Raw genomic sequence first — 11,205 nt, forward strand, 5'->3', positions numbered from 1 at the left:
TGTGATGGAGGATAAACATGGTCAGTTCACTAGCCTACATGATGAGGCGCTGGGCCTCAGCCGCGGCGATTGGAGCCTGCCTTGGACTCTGTGTGGCCGCCCCGGCGATGGCCAACGTTATCACCGATTGGGACGAGAAAGCCGTCGTCGTCGTTGCGCCGATGGCAAGCCTTGGTAACACCACGCCATACATGGCGGAGCGATTCATGGCCATGGTCCACGCTGCGATGTTCGACGCGGTCAATTCGATCGAACGACGTTATCGCCCGTATTTGGTGCAGTTGCCTGCCGACCCTGCAACGTCGAAGGAAGCGGCGGCCGCGGCTGCAGCTGCCGCGGTCCTGGGTACCATCGATGGAAAAACGGCGAGCGAAATGAAAGCCGCCCTCGCGACTTACCTCACGACGATTCCCGACGGTTCTTCAAAATTGGCAGGCGTCAGGCTCGGCGAGGCAGTCGCTGCAAAGGTCATCGAGGCGCGGACGGACGATGGCTGTGATGCACCCGATGCTTATCGGCCGCGCACCTCTCCCGGCGTCTATGTTCCAACGGCGATCACCATCAACTCGATGTGGCCCGACATGAAGCCGTTCGCCATAGCCAAGGCATCCCAGTTCAGGCCAAAGCCACCGATCGCGCTGGACAGCAATGAATGGGCAACTGACTATAACGAGATCAAAGACTATGGCGGGCAACACAGCGCGAAACGGACGGCCCGGCAGACCGAGACCGCCCGGTTCTGGCTTATCGGTGCACCGGTCGCCTACCATCCCTTCGTACGCCAGCTCGTGACTGCAAAGCAGATGAGTGTCATCGACAGCGCGCGCTTTATGGCGTTCGTGGCGCTTGGGCTCAACGACGCCTTCATCGCCGTATTAGACGCCAAGTACAATTACAACTTCTGGCGCCCCATCACGGCAATTCGCAACGGCGATATCGATGGAAACACCGCAACCGATGGTGAGGCAACCTGGCAGCCGATCGCCAGCACACCGATGCATCCCGAATATCCGTGCGCGCATTGCATACTGAGCGGGACCGTCGCAGGTGTGATCAAGGCGGCACTCGGAAGCACTCTGATCCCCGAAATCGCGATGACAAGCCCGACAGCACCCGGCGTTACCCACCGCTTCACTGACATGACGGCTTACACCGAAGAAGTCGCCAATGCGCGTATTTGGGCCGGCTTCCATTATCGCTTCTCGACCCGGGCGGGGACGGAGATGGGATACCAGATTGGCGACTACGTTGTGAAAAATGTGATGCAGCCAGTTGGGACAAATTCACAATGATTGTTGCCGCGCCGGATACGAGCCTTGGTGCCGCTGACGTCAATGTCGTAGACGCCCCGGCGTCGTTTCTCGCGCGCAGACGAGGTGATCGAATAGAACTTGTCACTTCCGCCGTTGGCGCCTAGCCGACCCGCTAAAGTGAACTGAACCCGTCCGCTCCCGAGGCAGAGCGGACAGGGCATGCCTTCGCCGGCTGACGTGTGAGCACACGCCATGAACCCCGTCAGACCGCATCCGCCCGGAGCAGCGTGTCCACGGTGATGGTGCCGCGGGCGCGGGAGACGCAGGCGCAGATCTTCTGGTTGCTTCTCTTCTGATGGTCGCTGAAGAAGACGTCGCGATGGTCGATCTCGCCGTCGACATCGACGACGTCGATGGCGCAGAGGCCGCATTCGCCGCGCTTGCAATCGTACATCACGTCATGGCCGCTCGCATTGAGCACGTCCAGCATCGAGCGCTCGCGCGGAATTTCGAGCTCGACATTGGAGCCCTTCAGGCGCACGCGAAAGGTCTCGGTCGGCAGCGTGCCGCTGGAGCCAAAGGTCTCGTAGCGGAGATCGGGGAGCGGATGACCGGCGCCGATCCAGCCGTGGCGCGCGGCATCGAGCATCCGCATCGGGCCGCAGAACAGCGCCAGCGCATCCCTGGGCATCGACGCGAACAGGGCATCGAGATCGAGCCGCCGGCCTTCGTCGCTCGCATGGACGACCAGGCGGTCGCCGAGCACAGCAGCGAGATCGTCGAGATAGGCAGCATCTGCGCGCGAACGAACGGCATAGTGCAGCGTGACGTTTGCGCCACGCCGCGCCAGTGCCTGCGCGGCGCCAAGGATCGGGGTGATGCCGATACCACCGGCGATCAGGTAATAATTTTCACGCGTCCAGTCGACCGCAAGCAGCGACGACGGCCGCGTGATGTCGAGCCGCGCGCCCGGCGTCAGCTGCCACATGTAGCGCGAGCCGCCACGCGAATCCTCGGCGCGGCGCACCGCGATCCTTAAACCCCGCGACGAGGCCTCGCCGACCAGCGAATAGGACCGCGTCTCGGGCAAGCCGTCGATGGTCACGCTGACATTGATGTGGCTGCCGACCGGATAGGCGGCACCGTCGAACTGATCCGGCAGGATCAGGAATTCGCGGATGCCGGGCGCGAGGTCGCGCGTCGAGACGAGTGTCGCCGGAATCCAGGTTTCGATGAAGCGCATGGTGACTGCCCTCAATCGGTTGCGGTCTTGATCAGCGCGAGCGCCGGCAGGAGGTCGAGATGGGTCCGGTTGCGCAGCGCGAGCCGCAGATTGCGCACGGCGAGCCGCGCATGCTCGCGCATCACGGCCTCGGCGCGCGCGCCCTCGCGGTTCTCGATCGCGTCGATCACGACGCGATGATGCTCCTGCCCGATGATCAAGATTTGTTGGGCCTCGGGCAGCGCCGACTGCGCCATCACAAAGCCGCTGGGCGAGGCGAACGGCAGCGCGGAGGCGCGGTCGATCTGCCGGATCAGTGGCGGGCTGCGCGACAACTCGGTGAGCAGCGCGTGGAAGCGCGCGTTCAGCGCAACATAGGACGAGAACGCATCGACCGAGATCGGCACCTGGCGCAGCAATTCGTCGATCGCCGCGAGACATTCCTTCAGCGGCTCAAGCTCGCGCGCGGAGACGCCGCGCTCGGCTGCGAAACGCGCGGCCAGCCCTTCCAGCGTGCCGCGCAGCTCGATGGAATCGGAAATGTCGCGCTCGGATAACGCCTTGACCATGAAGCCGCCGGAGGGGATCGCCTCCAAGAGCCCCTCCTCTTCCAGCCGCACCAGCGCCATGCGCACCGGGGTGCGCGAGGCACCGGTGGTTTCCACCGCCTGAAGCTCGGAGATGCGCTCGCCGGGCCGCAACGCGCCCGACAGGATCTGGTCGCGCAACGCAAGCTGCGCCTTCACCGTCTGCGAAACGGAGCGGTCGACCTCGCGCTCGGCCATATCAGCTACTCCGCGGCCTGAAGGTGCTGCGGCGGGTTTTCCTTCGCCACCATCTTGTCGATCAGCTTGCGCGTCCACATCGCGCCGGCGTCGATATTGAGGTTGTAGAAGATGCGATCGGGATTCTCGTCCATCGCGCGCTGCTGCGCTTCCAGGATCAGCTCGTCCTCGTGGAAGATGCCCGAGACGCCGTCGCGGATCTCGGTGGTGATGCGCTGCTCGCCGAGCTGATAGTTGCGGACGAAGGCCCAGAAATAATGGCAGGTCTTGTCGGTCTCCGGCGTGATGGTGTTGAGCACAAAGCCGTTGACGCCCTGCGAGCGGTCGCCTTCCGGCGCGCCGGTGCCGGTCGGCGCCACGCCGACGTCGATCGCGATGGTGCAGGGAGCCTCGAAGCGGATGATCTGCCAGCGGTCGACAAGGCCGGACTTGCCGAGTTGTTTCGCCCAGAACGGCGGCGCCTCGATGCCGCGCATCCAGCGCGTCACCGTCACCGTCTTCTCGCCATGGGTGACGTCGAACGGCGCTTCGGCGACCGCATCGTTACCGATGGAGGAGCCGTGCACGAAGGTCTCGTGGGTGAGATCCATGAGGTTGTCGAGCACGAGGCGGTAGTCGCAGTTGACGCGGATGGTCTTGCCGTCGCCGGCCCAGGCCGGATCGTGATTCCAATGCATGTCGGGTACGAGCGCGGGATCGGCCAGCGCGGGATCGCCCATCCAGAGCCAGATGTAGCGGTGACGCTCGACCACGGGATAGGCGCGGACGCAGGCCGACGGGTTGATGGTCTCCTGCGAGGGCATGAAGGTGCAGCGCCCCTGCGCATTGTATTTCAGGCCGTGATAGCCGCAGACGACGGTGTCGCCTTCGAGCCGGCCCTTCGACAGCGGCACCAGGCGATGCCAGCAGGCGTCTTCCAGCGCGGTCACCGAGCCGTCGGCCTTGCGGTACATCACCACGTGCTTGCCGCAGATCGTCCGCGGCATCAGCGCCGGCTTCACCTCGGCGTCCCAAGCGGCGGCGTACCAGGCGTTCATGGGGAAGGGCTTTGTCACCGGGCGATCTCCCAAGGCTTATGAATACGTTATGTATACAATAGTGGGGGAACGGAATCGTTCAAGGCCAAGTTTTGCTTACTAAAATACCTTCTTCTGGTTTGATGTATACATCGTATCGCAACTTAACCTCCCCTGGAGGGGGAGGGTCGGCGCGAAGCGCCGGGGTGGGGTGATCTCTCCACTCGGGCAGCGTTCGTTGGGGAGAGATCGTCACCCCACCCCGCTGCGCATTCCGCTTCGGTGCATGCGCAGCGACCCGGGGGAGGGTCAGAGGCGCCGGAGCCCGCCGTTACGCCCCAAACACCTTCTTCAACCCAGCCTGTGCTTCTTCCTGAATTCGCTTCAGGTGCTCGGTGCTGCGAAAGCTCTCCGCGTAGATCTTGTAGACGTCCTCGGTGCCTGAGGGGCGCGCCGCGAACCAGCCGAAATCGGTCTCGACCTTGATGCCGCCGAAGGGCTGCCCATTGCCGGGCGCCTTGCTCAGCGTGGCGCGGACGGGATCGCCGGCGAGGTCCTTCAGGCCGAGTTGTTCGGGCGTGACGGATTTCAGGATGTTCTTCTGCGGCGTGGTCGCCGCGACGTCGATGCGGGCATAATGGGGCACGCCGAGCTCGGTGGTGAGATCGTTGAAGAGCTGGCTCGGATCGCGGCCGGTCTTGGCCATGATCTCGGCGGCGAGCAGGCCGAGGATGATGCCGTCCTTGTCGGTGGTCCACACCGTGCCGTCGCGGCGCAGGAACGAGGCCCCCGCACTCTCCTCGCCGCCGAAGCCGAAGCTGCCGCTGACGAGTCCATCGACGAACCATTTGAAGCCGACCGGCGTTTCGACCAGCTTGCGGCCGAGCTTCTTGGCGACACGGTCGATGATCGAGCTCGACACCACGGTCTTGCCGATCGCGGCATCCTTGCCCCAGTTCGGCCGGTGCGCGAACAGATAGGCGATCGCGGTCGCCAGATAATGGTTCGGATTCATCAGACCATTGGTGCGCGTCACGATGCCATGGCGGTCGGCGTCGGTGTCGTTGGCGAATGCGACGTCGAAGCGGTCGCGCATCGCGATCAGGCTCGCCATCGCGTAAGGCGACGAGCAGTCCATGCGGATCTTGCCGTCCCAGTCCACCGTCATGAAGCGGAAGGTCGGGTCGATCGCCTCGTTCACGACCGTGGCCTTCAGGCCGTAACGCTCGATGATCGGATGCCAGTAATGCACGGCCGCGCCGCCGAGCGGATCGATGCCGATATTGATGCCGGCGGATTTGACCAGATCGAGATCGACGACGTTGCCGAGATCGGCAACGTAGGGCGTGATGAAGTCGTAGGCGTGGACGTTCGCGGATTTCTTCGCCTTGGCATAGTCCATGCGCGCGACGCCCTTGAGGCCATCGGCGAGATAGGCGTTGGCGCGCTTCTCGATCACGGAGGTCGCGTCGGTATCGGCCGGCCCGCCATGCGGCGGGTTATACTTATAGCCGCCATCCTCCGGCGGATTGTGCGAGGGCGTGACGACGACGCCATCGGCGAGGCCCGAGGTGCGGCCCTTGTTGTAGGTCAGAATGGCGTGCGAGATCACCGGCGTCGGCGTGTAGCCGCCGTCCTTGTCGATCATGACATCGACGCCGTTGGCCGCGAACACCTCGACAGCGCTGACGAGCGCGGGCTCGGCCAGTGCATGGGTGTCGATGCCGATGAAGAGCGGCCCGGTCAGCCCCTTTTCTCGTCTGTAGTCACAAATTGCCTGCGTGGTCGCAAGGATGTGACCTTCGTTGAAGGAATTCTTCAGCGAGGTGCCGCGATGGCCCGACGTGCCGAACGCCACCCGCTCCGCCGGGTCCGCCGCGTCCAGCTTGCCCGCGAAATAGGCCGTCACCAGCCGCGGAATGTTGGCGAGCGCGTCCGGCGAGACCAATTTGCCCGCCGCGGGATTGACATCAGCCACTGGGAATATCCTCGTCCTGTCGTACAGAGATTGCGGGATACCATAGCATCGGCCGGGCTCCCGCCAAGAGCACAACACGCGCGACGGGGCGGCTGTTCCTTGGGCGATGACGCGGTCGCGCGGTGCCACATACTCAGGTGTCGTCCCGGCGAAGGCCCGGACCCATAGCCCCAGGAAGCAGTTTGGCGAAGACTCGATAACCTGCATCGCGTGTCACAACACAAGCCTGTGGTTATGGGTCCCGGCCTTTGCCGGGACGACGCTAGAGGTTGTCGCGCGCGTGCTATGGTTCGCGCCATCGAGGTTATACGAATCGGCTCATGGCTCTTTCGCGCAGGCTCCTGCTTCTGCTGATCGCTGGCCTCATCATGGCCGGCGCATCCCATGCCATGGCCGCCGAATTCTACACCGAGGATCTGCGCATTCCGATGGCGGAGGCCGGGCCGCAGGGGCTGGAGGCGTTCCTGGTCCGTCCGGCCGGGACGAAGCGCTATCCGCTCGCGCTGCTCAGCCACGGCTCGCCGCGCGACTTTGACGACCGCGCGACGATGTCGGCCCACAAATATTACGGCATCGCGCTCGAATACGCCCGGCGCGGCTTTGCCGCGCTGATCGTGATGCGGCGCGGCTATGGCTGCTCGCCCGGCGGACGCGTCGACAGCGTCGGCGGTTGCGCCAACGCCGCCTATTTGCCGGCGGCAGCCGTTGCGGTCGCAGACCTTCGCGCCGCGATCGATGCGATGGCACGCCGGGCCGACGTCACCACATCAGGCATGATCGCGGCCGGCCATTCCGCCGGCGGGCTCGCCACCGTTGCGCTGACCGCGCAGGCACCGGCGGGCCTCGTCGCCGCGATCAGCTTTGCCGGCGGCCGCGGCTCGCGCGACGATGACGACGTCTGTAATCCCGATGGGCTGGCGCGGGCCTTCGCCAGTTTCGGCAAGACCTCGCGCGTGCCGATGCTGTGGGTCTATGCCACCAACGATATGTTCTTCGGCCCCGATCTGGCGCGCCGCCTCTATGACGGGTTTCGCGGCAGCGGCGGCAACGCAAAGTTCATCGCGGCGCCGCCTTACGGCGACGACGGCCATTATCTCTATTCGGTGGTGGGCCGCCCGCAATGGACGCCGTTCGTCGACGCCTTCCTGCGCGAGCGCTCCCTCGGCCACGACATCCTGAGCCCGCCCGATCCGCTGCCGCCGCCGAGCCTGTTCAACGAGGCAGCGCGCGCCGAATTCACGCGCTATCTCGCGAGCACCATGCCGCACAAGGCCTTTGCAGTGTCGTCCAATGGCGGTTACGGCTGGCGTTCGGGGCGCAATACGACCGATGACGCGCAACGCGATTCGCTCGCGGCCTGCATGAAATGGTCGCCCACCTGCACGCTCTATGCGGTCGACGACCGGCTGGCCGGCGCGGCGCGACAGACGTCCACGGATCAGAGCACGCGCGCGCGATAGGTACGAACGCGGCGCGCGATGTCGCGCCGGCAGGTTGGACTTTGGATTAAAGGCGCTCGCTGGGTGCGAGCTTGTAGCCGACGCCGGTAACGGTCGCGATGACAGGCGTGCCGCTGCCGACGAGCGTGCGGCGCAACCGCGCCACCAGCGCATCGACCGTGCGGATGTCGACCTCGGCCTGGCGGTTGCTGACGACCTCTATCAGATAGTCGCGGCTGAGCGGGCGGCCGTCGGCACCGACGAGCGCCGCGAGCAGGTCGAATTCGGCGCGCGTCAATGCCACCGGCCTGCCGTCGCTGCCGAGCAGTTCGCGCCGCGTCAGGTCGATGATCCAGTCGCCGAAGGCGATCGAATTGTGGCTGCGCGCCGCCTTGCGATCGATCGAGCGCCGCCGCAGCACGCTGCGCGCACGCGCGAGCAGGTCGCGCAGGTTGATCGGCTTGGTGACATAGTGGTCGCCGGCGATCTCGAGGCCGAGGATGCGCTCGACGTCGGTGTCGCGGCGGGTTACGAAGATGATGCCCGCATTGCTGGTGGCCTGGATCTCCTTGGCGAGCTCGAAACCGTCGCCGTCGGGCAATTGCAGGTCGAGAAAGACCAGATCGGCACGCCCGCGCAGCGCCCGGCGGCATTCCGCGCAGGAGCCGGCGCCGACCACGTCAAAATTGTTCTCGCTGAAATAGCCGACCAGCATCGTCCGCGTCACCGGATCGTCCTCGACGACAATCAGCCGCTCGCGCCCGGCCGGACGCAATTCCCGAAGTGCGGAATCAGCCACGATGTTGGATGTCCTGTGTGCCTGCGATCCGACCTGGAAATTCAGGTCGCCGCGCAATGCGCTGCCCTGTGAACGAACATTCACGGCTAATTCGAGCCCCCGAAATTGCCTGCTGGGAATAATGGGCTTGTTATGCTGCCCAAACAATATTGGTCATGGTCTTGAAACATTAAGTATGAATTGCCCCACATTTCTCACTGGGCGCGTCATTATATGGGGTGCATTGCTCGCCCGGGCGCCCTCGCACCGCCAATCCCGTTTGTCCGGTTCCGGATTCAACCGCTGGTTAACGTAAAGAAAGGCTTCGGCTTCGGTTTGGCCGGCCGCGCCTCTATGCTTCCCACATCGCAAACGCGAGACCACGGAGCAGGCGTGATGCAGGGGCAGGCCCGGTTGGCTGCCGGTCGGACCAACGAAGGCGCAACGCCCTTCGGCCGTTCGCACACGCTCGATTTCCTGCGCGGCCTCGCCATCGCCGGCGTGATGGCGATCCACGTCTCACAATCTTTCCCATCAAATATCCATGCCGTCGATTTCACGTTCGTCTGCGGCTGGGTCGGCGTCAACGTGTTCTACTTCGTCAGCGCCATGACGATGTGCCTGATGTGGACGCAGCGCACATCGGAAGCGAACCCGATCCGCAAGTTCTACATCCGCCGCTTCCTGCGCATCGCGCCGCTGTTCTGGCTGGCGATCCCGCTCTACCTCGTCGTCAACGGCACCGGGCCGAGTACCAACGCACCTGATGGCATCGGGCCGCTTCAAGTGATCTTGACCGCGACGTTCCTGCACGGCTTCTGGCCGGACAGCGTCAACAGCGTGGTGCCGGGCGACTGGTCGATCGCCGCGGAGATGATTTTCTATCTCGTCTTCCCGTTCGTGATCACGGCGTTCGGATCGCGCCGCCATCTCTATCTCGCGCTGGCGATCGTGCTGCATCTCGTCAATGTCTGCCTGTTCAAGCCGTGGGCCGTCGCGCTGTTCTCGGCCTATTACGGGCCCGGCAACGAAGCCTTCGTCTGGAACGCGCTGCACATCAGCTTCCTGAACCAGCTGCCGATCTTCCTGGTCGGCTGCGCGCTGTTCTTTTCGCTGCGTGACGGCTTTGCGAAGTCGGACGCCACGATCTTCGCCGGCTTCATCGCGCTGTCCTTCGTTGCCGACCGCGCGACCGGCTCGCATGAATTCCACTATCTCGTGATCAACCTCGTCCTCGGCGCGGGTGTCGCCGGTTGCATCCGACTTGCGATCCGCTGGTGGCCGCTCGAGGCGCTCGGCCGCAACTCCTATTCGATGTATCTGTCGCACTTCGCGGTGATCTATGGCCTGCGGCAGATCTGGCCGCTAACGGACGGACTGGTCTCGCTGCTCATCGCTTATGTCGTCACCGCGGCGCTGAGCTATCTCGTCGCACGCGCGACCTGGCATCTGGTCGAGCGGCGCGCGCAGGATCTCGCGCACCGCCTGACCGCCTCGACGGCCAAATCCGCGTCCCGCGCGGAGACCGTGGCGACGGCGAACATTGCTCTGAACGGCCGCAGCGCCGGCGCTTGAACGGCCTCAGGACGACCCGACCTCGATCCGGTACGACAACTCTTCTTCCGCGCCGACTGCGATATGCATCAGGCCCGGCTTGTCGCTGAATTCACCGGCAAAGCCGGCGGGGCTGGCATAGCCGCGCCAGGGCTCGATGCAGAGGAACGGCGCGCCCGACGGTTTTGACCAGACGCCCAGCTCGCGAAAACCGCGCCAGGACATCTTCAGCCAAGGGCCGGTGGAAGCACCCTGCCCCGCCGCGTAACGGACTGAATTGCTATTGATGCGATCGAAGATGACGGCGTCGTCGCTGAACAGGGATTCGGACAAAGGAAGCACCGTGCCTTTGACGGGGCTCGGCTCCGTGGCAGCACGCAATAGCCCGCCGTCGAGACGACGAACCGGAAATGATTCCTCGTTCGCAAAGCTCAGCGCATGGCCCTCCTTCGACGCTCCGGCCTGAAGCGGCCAGTTGAAGGCGGGATGGCCACCGAGCGACGCCGGCAAGGTCTCCTCGCCGGTGTTGACGATCGTCAGGACCACGTCGAGCCCGGCTTCGTCGAGCATGTAGGTCACAACCAGCCGGAACGCGAACGGGTAGAGCGCGCGCGTTGCCTCACTGTCCTCGAGCGCCAGCGCGCAGCTGTGCTCTCCGCGCTCTGTCCACGCAAAGCGGCTGTCGCGCGCAAAGCCGTGCTGGGTCATCCGGTACGTCTTGCCCCGGTGCCGCAATTCGTCATCGGCGAGACGGCCGACGATCGGAAACAGCAGCGGCGCGTGGCGCGGCCAGGCCGGCCCCGCCTGCCAGATGAATTCGACGCCGGCAGCATCCTTCAGCGAGCACAGTTCGGCCCCGTGCGCCTTGATCGTCGCGGTGAGCTCGCCCGTCCGGATCGTGTGGGTGTCGTCGGTCATGACCGTCTCCATAGCGGCAGCGGGGCTGACAGGCCAAAGCGCGAGCCGCCTCATGCGATCGGATCATATCGCATCGGAGATCATTTCGCCCGCCTCGGGATCAGGCGGACGACAAGGCCGTGAAAGTTCAGCTCTCCGTTGCTGCCGTGTAGGCCTGAGACGACCGGCCGACGCTCTCATAGACGAAGCCGGCGGCGGCCATTTCTTCGGGACGGTAGATATTGCGGAGGTCGACAATGACGGGCTGGGCCATGGTCGCCTT

At 64.6% G+C, this 11,205-nt stretch carries 9 protein-coding genes; 3 read left to right on the forward strand and 6 right to left on the reverse strand.

Annotation, left to right across the window (positions count from 1 at the left end; genetic code table 11):
• Positions 1 to 17 precede the first annotated feature (17 nt).
• The gene (locus tag ABIB73_RS34595) at positions 18 to 1,292 is read left to right on the forward strand and encodes a vanadium-dependent haloperoxidase (RefSeq protein WP_354231622.1); all 1,275 of its coding nucleotides are present in this window, start codon (positions 18 to 20) and stop codon (positions 1,290 to 1,292) included.
• A gap of 223 nt (positions 1,293 to 1,515) precedes the next feature.
• Here the strand turns inward: ABIB73_RS34595 and ABIB73_RS34600 are convergent, their stop codons facing one another.
• From ABIB73_RS34600 to pgm, 4 genes are all read right to left on the reverse strand, one after another.
• A complete protein-coding gene (locus ABIB73_RS34600) occupies positions 1,516 to 2,496 on the reverse strand; it encodes a PDR/VanB family oxidoreductase (protein ID WP_354231624.1) in 981 nt (326 codons plus the stop codon).
• 11 nt (positions 2,497 to 2,507) lie between these two features.
• A complete protein-coding gene (locus ABIB73_RS34605; RefSeq protein ID WP_354231626.1) occupies positions 2,508 to 3,260 on the reverse strand; it encodes a GntR family transcriptional regulator in 753 nt (250 codons plus the stop codon).
• Positions 3,261 to 3,265: 5 nt separating this feature from the next.
• Entirely contained in the window at positions 3,266 to 4,315 is a 1,050-nt protein-coding gene (locus ABIB73_RS34610; protein ID WP_354231628.1) for an aromatic ring-hydroxylating dioxygenase subunit alpha, read from the reverse strand.
• A gap of 292 nt (positions 4,316 to 4,607) precedes the next feature.
• On the reverse strand, positions 4,608 to 6,254 hold the full coding sequence (gene pgm, locus ABIB73_RS34615; protein ID WP_354231630.1) for a phosphoglucomutase (alpha-D-glucose-1,6-bisphosphate-dependent): 1,647 nt from the start codon (positions 6,252 to 6,254) through the stop codon (positions 4,608 to 4,610).
• Between the two features lie 320 nt (positions 6,255 to 6,574).
• On the opposite strand from pgm, the gene ABIB73_RS34620 reads away from it, so the two are divergent.
• Positions 6,575 to 7,714, forward strand: coding sequence for an alpha/beta hydrolase family protein (locus ABIB73_RS34620; RefSeq protein WP_354231632.1), 1,140 nt, complete (start codon positions 6,575 to 6,577; stop codon positions 7,712 to 7,714).
• Between the two features lie 46 nt (positions 7,715 to 7,760).
• Here ABIB73_RS34620 and ABIB73_RS34625 read toward each other — a convergent pair whose 3' ends face one another.
• A complete protein-coding gene (locus ABIB73_RS34625; protein WP_354231634.1) occupies positions 7,761 to 8,576 on the reverse strand; it encodes a response regulator in 816 nt (271 codons plus the stop codon).
• A 291-nt stretch (positions 8,577 to 8,867) separates the two neighbouring features.
• On the opposite strand from ABIB73_RS34625, the gene ABIB73_RS34630 reads away from it, so the two are divergent.
• A complete protein-coding gene (locus ABIB73_RS34630; protein WP_354231636.1) occupies positions 8,868 to 10,046 on the forward strand; it encodes an acyltransferase family protein in 1,179 nt (392 codons plus the stop codon).
• A 6-nt stretch (positions 10,047 to 10,052) separates the two neighbouring features.
• Here ABIB73_RS34630 and ABIB73_RS34635 read toward each other — a convergent pair whose 3' ends face one another.
• Positions 10,053 to 10,943 (reverse strand): aldose 1-epimerase family protein, encoded by an 891-nt coding sequence (locus tag ABIB73_RS34635; RefSeq protein ID WP_354231638.1) that lies wholly within the window; start codon positions 10,941 to 10,943, stop codon positions 10,053 to 10,055.
• Between the last annotated feature and the right edge of the window lie 262 nt (positions 10,944 to 11,205).

Source organism: Bradyrhizobium sp. F1.4.3 (assembly GCF_040548375.1).
Classification (GTDB): Bacteria; Pseudomonadota; Alphaproteobacteria; order Rhizobiales; family Xanthobacteraceae; genus Bradyrhizobium.

Bases quoted from the DNA above. Each gene is read 5' to 3' on its own strand.
- ABIB73_RS34595 (WP_354231622.1), top strand. From the start codon at position 18: ATGGTCAGTTCACTAGCCTACATGATGAGGCGCTGGGCCTCAGCCGCG.
- ABIB73_RS34600 (WP_354231624.1), bottom strand. From the start codon at position 2,496: ATGCGCTTCATCGAAACCTGGATTCCGGCGACACTCGTCTCGACGCGC.
- ABIB73_RS34605 (WP_354231626.1), bottom strand. From the start codon at position 3,260: ATGGCCGAGCGCGAGGTCGACCGCTCCGTTTCGCAGACGGTGAAGGCG.
- ABIB73_RS34620 (WP_354231632.1), top strand. From the start codon at position 6,575: ATGGCTCTTTCGCGCAGGCTCCTGCTTCTGCTGATCGCTGGCCTCATC.
- ABIB73_RS34630 (WP_354231636.1), top strand. From the start codon at position 8,868: ATGCAGGGGCAGGCCCGGTTGGCTGCCGGTCGGACCAACGAAGGCGCA.
- ABIB73_RS34635 (WP_354231638.1), bottom strand. From the start codon at position 10,943: ATGACCGACGACACCCACACGATCCGGACGGGCGAGCTCACCGCGACG.